We start from the raw sequence: 14,866 nt of genomic DNA, 5'->3' as shown, positions 1-14,866 counted from the left end.
CTCCTCTACCAACAAAATGGCGCCCGTAGGCCCGGCAGGGGGCTTCGGCAATCCCCTCAGTACCCCGCCCCGGCAGGCCTTGGCCGTCTTCTATATTTCCCAGCCCGGCAACCTTAGCCAGTGGCAGTGCGTCAGCCCGCAAATTGAAGACCTGACCGGGGTTCCCGCTAAAGAATGGCTCTCCACGCCCGATGTCTGGATCCAGCACGTCCATCCCGATGACCGGGCTTCCGCCTTGGAAGCCCGCCAGCAGATTCAGGAGTGCGGAGGCCATTATGAAATCGAATACCGCCTGGTAGCGCGGGACGGCAGTTCCCGCTGGATTCGCGAAGTCGCCAGCGTCAGCTGCGGCCTCGATGGCAAGCCGCAATTTGTCCAGGGGCTGCTGAGCGACATCAGCGAGCACAAGAAATCGGAACTGGCCCTGCACACGAGCGAAGAGCGCCATCGCTCCCTCATCGAGCGCCTGCCGGGCATCGCCTATATTGCCGAGGTCGGAGCTGTCGGGCGCTGGTATTACGTCAGCCCGCAGATCCGCGACTACCTCGACTATTCCCCCGAGGAATGGCTCGCGAACTCCGAAAGCTGGTATAAGCACGTCCATCCGGACGATCGTGAACGCGCGATCCTCGAGGAAGAGCGCTCCCGGCGAACTGGGCAACCCTTCTTGATCGAGTACCGCATCATCGCGGGCGACGGCCGGATCGTGTGGTTTCGCGACGAAGCCATGCTGCTGCCGGGCGGTGAAGTCGGCTCGCAGTCTCCCATCTTCTACGGCATCTTGTACGACATCACCGACCGCAAAAAGACCGAGGAGGCCTTGCGCGAGTCCGAATCGCGCTTGCGCCTGGCCCTGGAAGCCGCCCACCTGGGCATGTGGGAGGTGCGCCTGGAGACGAACACCCTTTTCTGGAATGACCTGCAATGCGCTTTCTACGGTCTGGAACCCAAGGACGCCCCGCGAACTCTCGAGGAGTTCTTTCCGCACGTCCACCCTGACGACCGCGAGCGCATCCGGCAGGCTCTGCACGCCTCCTCGGCCGGGGCCAAGGTGCCCTATGCCGTGGAGTTTCGCATTTGCAGGCCCGACGGCAGCGTGCGTTGGCTGGCCAGTAACGGCAGCGCCCTGCGCGATGCCAGTGGCAGAGTCCTGGCCATGCGCGGCATCACCCAGGACGTGACCGAGCGCCGCCACCTCGAGGAACAACTTCGCGGCGCCCAGAAGATGGAGGCCATCGGCCAGCTCGCCGGCGGCATCGCCCACGACTTCAATAATCTCCTGATGGTCATTCAAGGCCACATCGAGCTGCTGCTCGGCCGTCCGGCCATTGATCCGGGCGTGGCGCGCGATGCGGAAGCCATCCAGCGCGCCGCGGATCGCGCCGCGGCTATCACCCAGCAGCTTCTGGCCTTCAGCCGCAAACAGGTGCTGCAGCCGCGCGTGCTCGAACTCTGCTCCGTCGTCGCCGACATCTCCAGCTTGCTGCGCCGGCTTATCGGCGCCGAGGTGGACTTGCAACTGGCGCTTTCCCGCGCGCCCCTGTGGGTCAAGGCCGACGAAGGCCAGATCGAGCGCGTCGTCCTCAATCTGGTCGTCAACGCCCGCGATGCCATGCCCGGCGGCGGCACGGTCACGGTGGAAACCGAAAGCGTTCCCGCCGGCTCCGCGCTCCTGCACCGCTATCCGGACATTCCTTCCGGCGACTACGTCCGTCTCACCGTCCGTGACACTGGCATCGGCATGGACGCCGTGACCCAGGCGCGCATCTTCGAGCCCTTCTTCACCACCAAGCAGCTAGGCAAGGGCACCGGTCTGGGCCTGGCCACCGTCTACGGCATTGTTCAGCAAAGCGGCGGCTGGATTTCCGTGAACTCCGCCCTGGAGCAGGGCACTACTTTTGAAATCCTCCTGCCCGCCGTGCCCGCGCCCGGTTCCGAGAAGCGCGAAGCGCGTCCCGGCGCCGGCAGCCTTTGCGGCACGGAAACCATTCTCGTCGTGGACGATGAGGAAGGCGTGCGCGAGGTCGCCGTCGAATTCCTCACTGCCCGGGGCTACAACGTTCTCGCCGCCGAATCCGGTAAGCAGGCTCTCGAAATCGCCCGCAAGCAGCAAGGGCCGATTCACCTCGTGATCACCGACGCCGTCATGCCTGGCATGAACGGTCCGGCCATGGTGAAATGGCTCGGCGAAATTCGCTCCGGCTTCAAAGTCCTCTACATCTCCGGCTACGCCGATGAAGGCTCCATCCTCGATGAGGCCCTGGCCCGCGGCGACCATTTCCTCCAGAAGCCCTTCTTCCTCGAAGTCCTCGGCCGCACCGTCCGCTCCCTGCTCGACTGATTCCGGCCCGCCACCGCTAATTCCCTCCCCGCACCGGCGCCCAGGGATCCACGCGCACCGAGGGGATGAACTTTTGCAGCCGGAACCACGCCCCCGCCGCGCCCGTGCCCACCCGGAACGCCACCCGTTCCCCGCTCACATTGATCGGCAGCTCCAGGTCCCGCAGCGCCGGAGAGCTCAGCGCCAGCGGCTGCTGCGCCTGCGCCGCGCTCGCGGCGCCCACATACGCCGTCAGCGCCAGTGAACCCGCCCCCTCCACATACAGCGTCAGATACGTGAACAGCTTGCGGTGCGCTCCCAGATCCAATTGCTGCTCCACGGCGCGCTCCGGAAGGTAGTGCGTCATGTAGTAGCTGGCGATGGCCGCGCCGTCATCCGAAAGCTGCGTGTCGCTGAGCTGATAGACCTTGCCCGTGGCCCCGCCGCCGCCCACCCCCGGCGTGCCGCCGCCAAACGCCACTGCGGCCGTGCCATCCGCCCGCTGCAGCACCGCGCAGCAATTCGCCGCGATCGACCACGGCGACCACTTGCGCGTCTTGTCCGCCGCCGTCTTGCGTCCCGCGAATGTGATGTTCACCGGCGGGCGCGTGGCGATCTGGTCCGCGGTATCCAGGTCGCGGTAGTCCAGCAGCAGCACCTTGTTCGGCGAGGTCGCACTGCCGAACGGCGCCCCCACCAGGATGCGCCGTTCCTTGGTGTCCACCGTCACCCACAGCGTCTGCGCGTACTGCCAGTTGATGGTGTTCCACAGCGGCTGCACTTCCTGCGAAATCTTCACCGGCTCGCCGCCCGCAAAGAGATACAGCCCCGAGCGGTGCGCGATCACCACCCAGTCTTCGCCCAGGCCCACGCCGCGCACCGACGGCGTGCCCACCTTGCGCGACACCTCCGCGATCGACCACAACGCCGGCTCGTTCGTTCCGTCGTCCTGCGTCACGTACAGCGAATGCTCCTTCACGAAATAGAGCAGCTCGCGCAACTTGAACGCCGCGCGCACGGCCTGCCCGTTGTTTTCCGCCACGCTCAGGAACCCGTTCACTCCGTCGTAGCTTTCCGGGTCCTCGACGCGGCTGGCCCGCACCAGCGTCGCGTTCACCGGCTGCAGCGTCGGGTAGATCTCGATGCAATCGATGTAAAACTGGCCGAACTGGCTCGGTGTCCCGTCGGCGTAGATGCGCAGCGCGAGATCGCTGGGAATCGTCCCCAGCGGCGCCGTCAGCTGCGCCGTGTATTCCACGTAGCTGGTCGTGAGCTGCCCCGCCGTCAGTTGCAGCCCCGTGGTCGTAAGCGCCGCGCTGGCGCTGTAGAGATCCACGTGCAGCGTGCCCTGCGCGAGCGTCGCATTGCGCGCGCACCTAGCCCGCACCGTGTAGTCCGTGTTCCCCTGGATCAGCGGCGTTCCCAGTGCATCCTGCACCGCGCCCTGCGTGAGCAGCCCGCGCGTCGCCGTCGTCCCGTTGCCCACGATCGAATACGCCGCCCCCCATACCACGAAGCTCTGCTCGTCCGTGCCCCCCGGCGCGTAGACTACGTCCGGCGTCCACCCCAGCGGGTAGTGCGGGAACGCCGGCCCGGTGAAGCCTCCGTCGAAGCCCAGGTTCACCCAGTTGTTCATCTTGGTGCGTTCGCCCCACCAGAACAGCCGCTGCGCGTAGTCCAGCACCCCGGCGCAGGCCCCCAGTTCCACCAGCTTAAAGAGGTCGTCCACGTTCGTCCCGGCCAGCAGGATCGCGTCGGAGAAATCCACGGTCGCCGAGGTTGTGGTGTTATCGCCGATCACCAGGTTCCCGCTGAAGAGCGTCGCGCCGCTCCCGACGTAGAAGAAACTCGCCCCGCCGGCTCCGGTGAAGCACAAAATGCGCGCCGCCACGTTCGCCGGTCCAATCGGGATGTTCGTCACCACCACGCGCTTGCCGCCGCTCGCCGTCCAGCTCGTGGCTGGGCTCGGATGCGTCAGGTAGCCCTGCCGCGTCTTGAAGATCACGCTCACCTGATGCACGCCCGCGGCGATGCTGCCCGCCGCCGCCGCGCTTCCCCCGCCGGAAGCCGCCAGGCCGCCGCTCCCCGCGGTATAGGTAAAGTGCGTGGCGTCCGGTACGCCCGTGACCGCAAACGTCCCGTTGTACCCGGCCACGCCGATTCCTGACGTGGTCACCAGCTGCCCCACGGAAAATCCGTGCGCACTCGCCGTCTGGACCGTCGCCGTCGCCACCGCCGCCGTCCCGCTCCCGGAGGCCGCCAGCCCCGACACCCCCGCGATGTAGGTGAACTGTGTGCTGCTCGGCGCGGAGACCACCGCGAACGTTCCGTTGTAGCCCGCCACCAGCACTCCAGCGACCGTCACCGACTGCCCGGCCGTGAGCCCGTGCGCCGCCGTCGTCGTGATGGTCACCAGAAAGCCGTTCTGCGTCGCGCCATTGGGGCTGGCCGCGATAGCCACCGCCGCCGGCTGCGTCGCTCCGTTGGGACTCGCCGCGACGCTCACCACTACGTTTTCCTCCACCACCGAGGGTCCCGCTCCCGGCCCGCCCTGGCTCACGCGGTCCAGATTCGTGTCGTCGTACTGCCGCGGCAGGTCGTTGCCCGTGCGTCCGTCGCTGATCGCCAGGTACTCCCGCCCGAAAAGCGCCGTCGAATTCGCCTGGGCGTTTGCCGCCAGCCCGCTGGCAATGCCGGTCAGCGTCCCTGGCGTCGTCTCCTTGTACAGCACGCCGTTGGCGTCGAAGGCCAGCGTGCGCAGCGTGGCGTTCAGCGTCGCGTAGGTCTTCAAATAGTTGACCGTCGGATTTCCGGCGAGCGGCCCGAAGAGCGCCTGCAGCCCCGGCCGCGTCGCCACCCCGCCGCTGCTGAACACCACGTCCTGGCAATCGGGCGAAACCCCGTGCGGCAGGTCCGCCGGCGCCATATCCGTCACCAGCCCGCCAAATATCTCAATCGGTGCGTCGTATGATCCCGCTGTAGTCATAGGAATCCGTTAAAACTCGTCGTTGCAGGAGAACGGGGTACGCTTAAAAATACGGCCAGCTGCCTGCAAGACTCCTGGCAACTCTTTCCTTACTTCCCTTTTGGGGCCCTCGGTGTCTCCGTGGCTTTCTTCTCTTCCTCTGCGGCAACCAGCCCGAACTGCGCGGCCCGCGCCCGGTCCAGGATGGCTCCGCACCCGCGGCATACCGCCACGCCCGGCTTGATCTTCTCCGCGCACACCGGGCACTCCGCCAGGGGCTTGGGGTCGTACAGCCACGGCTTCTCCAGCCCCAGTTGCCGCGCCGCCCGCCGCTCCAGGTCCGTGATGAACATCGGATTGTGCGTGCGCTCCCATTCCAGGTCCGCCGCGCCCACCAGCCGCTCCTGGAACTCCTGCAGCCGCCGCCGCGCCCCGGCCAGCTCCGCCGCCGTGGGCGCTTCCCCGGCCGCCACGAACACGCCGTGGAAACTTCCCTCCCCGGAGTCGCCGTTCAGCTCCCGCGCCAGGTCTTCCGCGATCTCCCGCGCGGAGATCGTGTACTCCATCGTGCGCTTGTCGCCGAGATCGATCACCCCGCGCCCGCCGCGCACCGGAGTGATTGCGTACGGCTCCCCCGGCGCCGGCGAATGGATCTCCAGCGAGCCGAAATAGGTCCGGTGGCGCGGCGGCCATTTCTCCGGACAGATGTTCACCAGGCACACCACATCGCGCGTTGCTGCCATCACGATTGCTTCCTTTCCGTTCCAGCAGTGAAGTAACTCGAAGGGCCGAACCGCTCGCTTTACTGCATCTTGTACTGCACCGTCACGTTCACGTCCGCTGGGCTGGTCGTGCACCCCGCGGCGGCCGTGCTCACGGCGATGGTCAGGGCCGCCCCGCCCGCGTAATTCTGCGTGATTGCGCCGCTGCTGTTGGCGGCGGCGCTGAGGGTCACATTCACCGGAGTTGTGCCATCGGTCAGCCGCACCACGGCATTCGTCGTGCATCCTGCGGGAGCCGTTTTCGCCTGCGCCTCGACGCGCGTCACGGTAATGGCCTTGTCGAGGGTCCAGGTCGAGCCGGTCCATGTCGAGGTGAGCGCACCCGGAAGAAACACGTCTTGTTGACTCCTTGGGCTCGCGGTGAAAGATTCGCCGCTTAACGTGATTTTAGGGGTGTAGACCGCCGAGCCGGTCAAACTTACCGGCCCTCCTCCAGCAGCGCCGGGAGCCCCGGTACCGCAGGAAAAACTAAATGTGTCAGCAAACGATGTGGTGGTGAATTGCGGCCCGGCGCAGGGCGACTGGTTCACGCGGGTATAGCCGCCTCCGTTTGACCTGTAAAGGTTGTACCCGGAAGCTCCCGTGAGCGCGGTCCAACTTATGTTGATGGTCTGGTTGCCGCTGGAAGTCGTGCACCCGCTGGACGGAAGAGACAATAGCCCCTCGCCTCCATCCTGCCACACCGGACTAACCGCATACGTCCATGTACCTACCGGCACGGAGCCGCCAGCGGCGACCGCGCAGGTCGGTGCGGTCATGACTGCGCCATCCCAAAACAGCGTATTCCCCGCCGGAAAGTGCATTTGCTGGCGCATTTCGAGGGCGCCTAAAGTTGCAGGAACACCGGAAGAGATAAAAGGGCCGCCATTCATCATTTGCCCTTCGGTATTTATCAACACTTCCCGGTTCTGTCCCGCTGTAGCCGGAGTAACGGGAGAATTAAAGAACGTCAAATTGGGTATGAGATTACCGGTGACAAATCCCACTCCCGAAGCGGGGCCGGTCGAATTGACCACATGAATGCCGTACTGATTGCTCCAGTTGGCAACCACCGGTGTAGCGAAATCCGCCGGGGTGAAGCCCTCAAGATAGGTCTGGCCCTTTACGCCTGCTCCTGAAAACATGAGCGCCGGAGTGCGCAAGCTCTGCGTTTGAACGTATTTCATCTGTATGAAATTGACGCCGCCACTGGCTCCTGTGTAGTCCTGCGCGACTCCCCGGGCGACCAGCCAGCAGTTCTCGAACAGGAAATTCGCGCCTGCTGTGCCATCGCCGATGCGCTTGCGGAAAAGCGCACCGGGGGTGAGAGTAGACCCGGTGGCGGACGGTCCGCCCCCGGAGATCAGGGTGTTTCGGAACTTGAACGAGAAATCGCCGCGGGCGATAAAGCCCATCCCCATGTAATCGTTGAGCGAACTGCTGCTTACAATCGCGCAGGAGTCGCATGTGAAGTTCGTAGCGGTGTCCAGAAGAATCAAATTCTGCTGATTGCCCATGTCTCCGCTAAAGGAAACCGCATCGAAGTGAATGGTGCTGCGTCCCGTTGCGTAAAACATCGGGTTCCCGTTTCCTCGGACGAATTCTCCGGGGGAGAGAGCGAATGATGTTGCCGCCAGGGTGCCTCCACTGTGGCCGTTCCAGTACATCCCGCTGGGAATTTCGATGGTCTCGTTGACGATTAACGGACCCGCGGCCTGCACGGATACATTCCCAACAGGGAATGTCAGGTACGAGTTGATGATGTAATAGTTGAAGAAATCAGAGGGGAACCGCAGTATTCCCCGGCTGTTGTTGCTGCCGTTTAGGGCCGTAATTGCGGCCATGATTCCAGGGACGTCATCGAACAGAAATGTGGCTCCACTCACGGCGTTGGTCGCGGCGTTGGCAAGTGTCACGCTCGTCGTGCCCGCTCCGCTCACGATAGTCGTCGAAAGCCATTCGTTCGTCGCGGAAACGGGGGGCGTGGACGGCACCCAGGAAGGAAAAGTAGTTCCTCCATCCATCGTTGCGCCGTAATCGTCCCAAACTGCATCCAGCGCTTTTGAGACGCCGATGAGCGTCAACGAGCCTCCCGTGCGTCCGTAGATGTAGTACTTCCAGGCGTTCGGCACCGCCGTCCAGGTGAGGTGGTTGCAGACGTACCAGTGCAGCGTGCCGCCAGTCGCGGAAGTGGACGCTCCGGCGCGCGTGTCTTGTCCCTGCGTAAAGGCAAAGTGCGTTCCATCGGTGACAGCGGAAACGATAAAAAATCCGGTAAAGGTCACGTCCGAAGCGCCCGAAACATACACTACGGCTCCAACCGCCACCGCGCAGGTAGCCGCGCAGGTCACCGTGCTGGTGTTGTTCGACCGCGCGATGCTGGTGATGGAGACGGAGTTGTCGCCCAGCGCCGCGGCCCCGGTCGTGGCCGTGCCCACGGAACCTGCGGCGGTCACTCCGCCGTTCTTCGTCACCGCGACGATTTGATAGTTGTACGTTGTTGCGGCCGCTGCGGAACTGACGACCACGCCGATCCCCGTGGGTCCGGCATCCTGCGAGGGTGTGACCGTAGGCGCTCCGGGAGTCGTCAGCGTGTTCGTCGCCCCGGCCCCATAGACCACCAGGCCATCGCCATTTTGAAACGTGCTGGCGCCAGCCAGGGTTGCAGATGTAGACCCTGCTCCCATGGTCGCCGTGGTCTGCGGAATGCCTCCAGCAGCCACCGCCCGCGCCCCATAGCGCGTAACGTCAAACCACGGATCAGGCCCCTTGAACGCCGCTCCAGCATCGAAGTTCTGCTGCGCCGTCCAACTGTTCGTCGCGCCGGTGGACGCTCCTCCGCCCGACACCGGCCCTATCTCCGTCCCGCTGTCGTCCTTGTAGTACAGTCGCTTATCCGCGGTCTTCGTGTAGAGATTGACTGTGCCCGCGCTCGCCGCGCCCGGCGCCACGCCCTGATTCGCTAAATTCATCGTCCCGCCGGCCAGCGAACCCGCCACCGTGGCGTTCCCGTTCACCGTCAGGTTGCCGCCCAGGTTCAGCGAGAACGCGCTCATCGCTCCCGAGCTCGAGAGGCTGCTGAAGGACGGTGCCGTCGGATCGTTCGGCAGAATCACGTTGGGGATCTGCCGCGTGGTGATCCCCGGCCCGGAAATCTCGAGCATGTATTTCCCCGGCGCGGCGTAGAAGTAGTAGTTCCCCAGGCCGTCCGTGGTCGTCGGGTTGGCCAGTGCCTGCGTGAGGGCCGCGTCCGAATAGATCAGCGCCAGCGGCGTGCACGGCTGCCCCGACGCCGGCATGGCGCACACCCGTACCGTCGCACCCGCCAGCGGCAATCCGCGGGCATTCAGAACGATATCGTCCTTGCGCGAGCTCTGCGCCCGCGCCCCCGGCGCCAGCGGCCACAGCAGCAGCGTTATCGGCAGCCAAATCCAACGAAGCCTCATCGCGTTTTCCCTCGCATCTTGCGCTGATCCCGTCCGTGGCCCAGGCTTCAGCCTGTGCTCTTTTTCCTTATCCTGCCCGCACACGGCGCACGCTGCAATTGGTGCTACAGCAGCTTGCGCGCCGTGATCGAGAGCTGCACTACGTCCGTTGTGACGCTCGCCGGATACGCTCCCGCCGTAATTTCCGTCCCGCCGCCGTTGAACGCCTTCAGTTTCCAGTTGTTCAGCGCGCTCCCGGCCACGGCCACGTAGTAGCCCGCGTTCCCGTTCTGTGATTCCGCGAACGCCTGCACAATCTGCGTGCTCGGAATCTTGTCCGCCACCTGTGTGAAGTCCAGCGTGTCCCCGCCGGTCGCGTAATTCCCCGAAAAGGTCAGCGCCGCTATCGCGTACGCGAAGTTACTCGCGCTGCTGTCCACGTTCAAGGGGCTCAATGCAATCGTTATCGCCATCGTGTCCTCTCCAAAACAATTGTGTGGCGCCGCCCGGAATTTATCCCGGCCGGGTCGGGAGGGCGGCATCCTCGCGAACCAGGATGGCGGGCCAAAGCCCGCCGCTGCAGCTATTCCTAAAACGGTGTGTAACCCGACCGCGCCGAAAACGGCCGCCGCCGCCGCGCCGTCTGCTGCTCCCGCCGCACGGCCGCCGACACCAGGCTCTCGATCGCGTCGCTCGCCGCCGTGTCCCACTTCTCCGCCAGCGGTGTCCCGCGCGCCCAGGCCGCCAGCGCCGCCGTGCCGTAGGCGATCGCTTCCTGCGCGTTGCGCACCAGCACCGGCGACGTCGCATCCGCCAGGTCCGGGAACGACTTCAGGTAGCGGATGCGCACCTGGGTGTCCTGCGTTGCCCCCAGAAAATAGATCCCGTCGGCGCGCCACTCCCACACGCTCAGCGTCACGCCCTGGGCCCGCGACGGCAGCCCCCCGTGCCGCGAGAGGTCCACCATCTCCACAAAGTCGTCCGAGGACCCGTTCGCCCGCTCCCACAGCTTCAACGGTGCCAGCAGATCCGTCGGCAACTGATTGGGCGGCGCCGTCGCGTCGGTGATGGACACCTGCAGCGAGGGATCCGCGGCGCCGACCGCCGTCACCACCACCTGTACGTTGTCCGTGAGAAATCCGCCGGCCCCCGCGTTGGCCAGCTCGCGCTGCACCGCGCGATATGCCGAATTCGCATACGGCAGCAGCACGGCATCCGTAAACAGATTGCCCTGCGCGTCGTTCAGCAGCGCGCGCACCAGCGACGTAATCTGTCCCGCAGTGTTATAAGCCGATGATCCGACGACGGGCATGGTGTGTCCTTTGCCTCTTGTTTTGTTTGTTCCGCGAGCGGCCTATTCGCGGCCAGAGCCTGGAGCGGGGTCGCCAGTCACGAGTCACTCTTCCGGCAGCGGCGATTTCTGCAGATACGCCGCCACTCCGATCACCGCATTGATCAGCGCCGCCGCCGCTCCGATCCGCAGCGTCGCCCCGATCCCCGCCTGCAGATTGAAATGTTGCGGATCGATCCCCACCGCCGCAAACCCGGTCAGCGCCCCGCCCGACGCTCCGCTGATCGCTGCCGCCACTATTCCCCGCAGCCAGATCTGTAGTCGTGTCATGGTGTCCGGCACCCTGCCTGGTGTGGCGCGAAGCGCCAGCCCCGCGGCAATTGTTTTGCGTTACCCCGCAGGTCTTCGCCCTGCGCTACAGCACCGTTACAAACGGCTGCCTATGAAACGCCGGCCCCGCGTCATCCAGCAGGTCGTACGCCCACTCCCCGTACTCCCGCTCCTCGCGCCTCTCCCGTTCATACAGCGCCGCGCGCCGCAAGACCCGCGCCTGCCCCCGCGACCACTCGATCGCCTGCGCAATCCGCTCCGCCGCCGTCGCCGTCAGTTGCAGGAACTCGCCCCGCCGCCCTTCCAGCGTGAAGCAGTGCTCGTACTCACCCCGCGAAGGATACGGCCCCAGCGCCGGCACGCTGCGCCCGTCCGCAATCTCCGCCGTCTGCGCGTACCAGGCCCGCGGCGAGCCGTACACTTCCGGCGCCACCCAGCGCTCGATGTGCCAGCGGTTCACCGCCGGATACTTCGGCTCCTGCCGCAGCTCCACCACTTCCCGCAGCAGCGCGCCCGTCTGCGGATCGCGCTCCTCGAACTTTCCGCCAATCCACGCCAGCCGGTTCCAACCCCACACCGCCCGGTAATTGCCCCCGCCAAAGCGGTTCACGCCCCCGGCCAGCAATAGCCGCCGCGCCACCGTTTCCGGCGCCTCGTGCCTCTCGCGAAGAATGACAATCATGGGGAATGCCACAGAGACACGGAGTCACAGAAGAAAAAAGAAAGAAGGCCGGCTCTTCCCGGCCTTCTTTTTCGTGCCTTTTCTCTCCGTGTCTCTGTGCCTCTGTGGCTAATCCTTCTTAGTAGCCGCTCGGCCGTGCCAGCGTGTCGATGTACGCGCCGCTGCGCGGCGAGTCGCTCCACACCTGGAACGCCGTGTCGAAGTAGAAGATGTAGGACGCCGCGAGCCCGCCGCTCGCCCCGTAGATCGGAAACACCGTGTTGCCGTTGACCTCGAAGAAGTCGATGTCCTTCAGCACGGCGCGGCCCCAGTGCGACAGGTCGAGGAAATCCACGCGCGTCTGATCGGCGTTCACGCTGGACTTGATCGGGATCCCGCTCATCGTCTTGCGCCCGCTGAAGAGCAGATCCAGGTCGTTGCCGTCGCGTCCGCCGCCTTCCTTGATGATCTGGCTGACGGTGATCCCCAGGTTTTCCCAGGCGTGCTCCTGCTCCACCGCCATGTACGCGATGAGCTTGCCCAGATGGTTGATGCCCAGGGCCTTGCGCACCTTGTTGATGGCCAGGCGCACGTTGGCCGGCGTCAGCGCGGCGTTCCCGGCATTGACGCGCGGGGTCGCCAGTTGCACCGGATAGGTCGCGCGGTTCAGGTTCAGCCACGTCCCGGTCGTCGCGTTGTTCTGGTGATACTTGATGCCGAACAGCGACACCGGACTCGCCCCGCTCAGCCCGTCGTGCACCAGCACGTCGCCCACCACCAGCCCGCCCGGGTTGGCGTCCAGAGTGATCGTCTGCGTCGCGCTGATGGGGTCCGCCGCGGTCACGTTGGCCGTGCCGCGGTTGGTCGTCAGCGTCGTGTCGTACGCCTGGATCGTTTGTCCGACGTAGACCAGCGCGGCGCCGCTCGGCACGCTCATCGTCAGCGTGGTGCCGTTGATCGCGCTGACCGTGCCCAGCACGCCGTTCCCGCCCGTCTGCATCAGCTTGTCGAGGAACGCCCGGAACTGCTTCATCCCGTTCGCCACCTCGCGCTTCGCCGCGTTTTCCACCGCCCGCTCGCGGCCCGCCGTCGCGTACTCCACCAGCTTCGTGATTTCAATCGCGAAGCGGAAGAAGATCGGCGAGATCGTGGCCACGTCGTACTGCGTTCCGGAGCCGCGGCCCAGGTCGCCGCCGTCCGCGTTGTAGCTGCCCGCCTTGCCGCCGGGGTTCACCTGCAGCGGCAGGCGCATCGCGCGGTTGGAAACCTTCTCCACATCGCCGCGCTGTTGGATCATGGTAAGCAGAATGTCGTCGCGCTCGTAGAGCAGGGGCACCTTGTCGCGCACCTTCTCGAGCTGCAACGCGACGACGTTCGCGTTGTTCTGTGCTGGCATTCGTTTTTCTCCTTAGAATTGCTGCTGCACTCCCGAAGGGAATCCGCTGGGAATCCACAGAGACACTTCTACCGCTGTGTCCGTTGTGCCTCTGTGGCAAATTTTGTTTTTCTTGGGGACTACATCTCCAAAATCTGTTCGTCGCTCATCTTCCGGTAATCCACCCCGCGCGCTCGGGTCGCGCCAGCGTCCCGGTCGCGGCTGGGCCTCTCCGGGCTGCCGCGTAAACCCGCGGCCGTCTCCGCTGCGGCCCTGCTTCGGGAACTCGCCGGCGCCACATCCGTCCGCGCCGCAGCCGCATCCCCCCGCCCGCCCCGCGCGCGATGCGCCGCCAGTGCCGTCTGCGTCCACTCCTGGAGCACGCGCCGCGCCGCGCCCGGCACCAGCTGCCGCGCCCGCTCCCCGATCAACCGCACCACCTGCCCGCGCGCCTCTTCATCCAGCCGCGGCCCCTGGGCCCCCGCGCCGCCCAGCACCCGCGCCACTTGTTCGCCCAGTTGCCGGTCGCTCCGCAGTCCCGCCTCCACCTCTTCCCGGATCGCCGCGCTCAGCCGCTCCTGCACCGCTCCGCGCCCGGACGCGGTCGCGCCACGCACAGCTTCTCCCGGCCGCCCGGCATCTCCGCCTGTTTCGGCGTAGGGCAAGGCCCGCGCAATCGTGCGTGCAATCTCCCCGCCCACCTCGCGGTTCAACTCCTCGTTGGCCGCCCGTTCAAACGCCGCATACCGCGCCACCCCATCCTGGCTGGACCGATCCGCCGCGGGCGAATTTCGCATTTCGCTTTTCGAGTTTCGTCCTGCCTCAAGCCCGGGCCTGGCCGCGAGCCCGGCATCTTCCCGCTTTTCTCCGTGACTCTGTGCCGGCGCTTGCCCCGGCCCAGTCGGGGTGGCTTTCTGAAGAATTCTTACTCCCGCCGCCACCATCTCCCGGAACGCCGCCGGATCCTCCCGCAGCAGCGTCTGCGCCAGCTCCTCCCGCGCCGCCGCCGCTTCCTCCGGACGCCCGCCGCTCGCCCCGAAATACAAGCGGTCGAGCGTCTCCAGTTGCCGCGCCCGTTCCGCCGCCGCCCGCGCCTCTTCCGGCTTGGCAAACACTTCGTGGTACGCCGCCGCCTCCTGCTGGGCCTTCTGCGCCCCTTCCCAGAACGCGCGGGCTTCCGCGCCGCGCTCGGCATCGCTCATCGCCCTCTCGAGCCATTCGGGCGCTTGCCCCTTGTCTTGCTTCGCCGCAGGCGCTGGCTCGACAGCCGATGCTGCCCCGTCGGCCGTTCCTGTAGCGCGGGGCGTCAGCCCCGCGGCATTTTCCGCTCGCGCATTCCCTTCCCCGCGAACCGCAACACCCGCAGGGCTATCGCCCAGCGCTACACGCTCGCCGCGCCCCGCCCCCTCTTCCCGGCTCGCGTCTCCTTCCGGCTCCATCTCCAGGATCTGCTCATCGCTCATCGCGTACAGCACATCCCCCACGGCCGAATGCCCGTTCGTCCCCGCATCGCTCTGTGGATTCACGCTCATGATCATTGCTCATTCGCCTCGTTGAGCCCGCAAATCGTTCAGGCAATCCCCGGCCGCTGCGGCATGGCCCGCAGATGCGCTTCGGCATGCGCGCGCACGTTGGCAAACCCCGCCGGATTGGTCATCTTCGCAAGTGAGTGAACAGCAGTAGTCTCTTCGATCGGCGCACGGGCCACTAAAGTCGTCTTTAATAAGGGGATTCTTAT

Annotated in this window: 11 protein-coding genes; 1 reads left to right on the top strand and 10 read right to left on the bottom strand. The window is 65.6% G+C overall.

Features of this window, described 5'->3' with window-relative positions; genetic code table 11:
- Positions 1 to 16 precede the first annotated feature (16 nt).
- Positions 17 to 2,341 carry a PAS domain-containing protein gene (locus LAN61_09360; GenBank protein MBZ5540712.1) on the top strand — a complete coding sequence of 775 codons (2,325 nt, stop codon included), beginning with the start codon at positions 17 to 19 and terminating at the stop codon, positions 2,339 to 2,341.
- Positions 2,342 to 2,357: 16 nt separating this feature from the next.
- On the opposite strand, the gene LAN61_09355 is transcribed toward LAN61_09360, so the two are convergent.
- From LAN61_09355 to LAN61_09310, 10 genes are all read right to left on the bottom strand, one after another.
- On the bottom strand, positions 2,358 to 5,306 hold the full coding sequence (locus tag LAN61_09355) for a hypothetical protein (protein MBZ5540711.1): 2,949 nt from the start codon (positions 5,304 to 5,306) through the stop codon (positions 2,358 to 2,360).
- 89 nt (positions 5,307 to 5,395) lie between these two features.
- On the bottom strand, positions 5,396 to 6,031 hold the full coding sequence (locus LAN61_09350) for a hypothetical protein (protein ID MBZ5540710.1): 636 nt from the start codon (positions 6,029 to 6,031) through the stop codon (positions 5,396 to 5,398).
- A gap of 56 nt (positions 6,032 to 6,087) precedes the next feature.
- A complete protein-coding gene (locus LAN61_09345; protein ID MBZ5540709.1) occupies positions 6,088 to 9,492 on the bottom strand; it encodes a hypothetical protein in 3,405 nt (1,134 codons plus the stop codon).
- A gap of 104 nt (positions 9,493 to 9,596) precedes the next feature.
- Positions 9,597 to 9,944 (bottom strand): hypothetical protein, encoded by a 348-nt coding sequence (locus tag LAN61_09340; protein ID MBZ5540708.1) that lies wholly within the window; start codon positions 9,942 to 9,944, stop codon positions 9,597 to 9,599.
- Positions 9,945 to 10,060: 116 nt separating this feature from the next.
- Entirely contained in the window at positions 10,061 to 10,783 is a 723-nt protein-coding gene (locus LAN61_09335; protein MBZ5540707.1) for a hypothetical protein, read from the bottom strand.
- 84 nt (positions 10,784 to 10,867) lie between these two features.
- The gene (locus LAN61_09330) at positions 10,868 to 11,092 is read right to left on the bottom strand and encodes a hypothetical protein (GenBank protein MBZ5540706.1); all 225 of its coding nucleotides are present in this window, start codon (positions 11,090 to 11,092) and stop codon (positions 10,868 to 10,870) included.
- Between the two features lie 85 nt (positions 11,093 to 11,177).
- Entirely contained in the window at positions 11,178 to 11,774 is a 597-nt protein-coding gene (locus tag LAN61_09325) for a hypothetical protein (GenBank protein MBZ5540705.1), read from the bottom strand.
- A 118-nt stretch (positions 11,775 to 11,892) separates the two neighbouring features.
- Positions 11,893 to 13,149 (bottom strand): hypothetical protein, encoded by a 1,257-nt coding sequence (locus LAN61_09320; protein ID MBZ5540704.1) that lies wholly within the window; start codon positions 13,147 to 13,149, stop codon positions 11,893 to 11,895.
- A 119-nt stretch (positions 13,150 to 13,268) separates the two neighbouring features.
- The gene (locus LAN61_09315; GenBank protein ID MBZ5540703.1) at positions 13,269 to 14,660 is read right to left on the bottom strand and encodes a hypothetical protein; all 1,392 of its coding nucleotides are present in this window, start codon (positions 14,658 to 14,660) and stop codon (positions 13,269 to 13,271) included.
- 38 nt (positions 14,661 to 14,698) lie between these two features.
- A complete protein-coding gene (locus LAN61_09310) occupies positions 14,699 to 14,836 on the bottom strand; it encodes a hypothetical protein (GenBank protein ID MBZ5540702.1) in 138 nt (45 codons plus the stop codon).
- Between the last annotated feature and the right edge of the window lie 30 nt (positions 14,837 to 14,866).

It is taken from the genome of Terriglobia bacterium (genome assembly GCA_020072785.1).
Classification (GTDB): domain Bacteria; phylum Acidobacteriota; class Terriglobia; order Acidiferrales; family UBA7541; genus Acidiferrum.
Note: the sequence above shows the minus strand (reverse complement) of the source record. Positions and strands in the feature narration are given on the sequence as shown.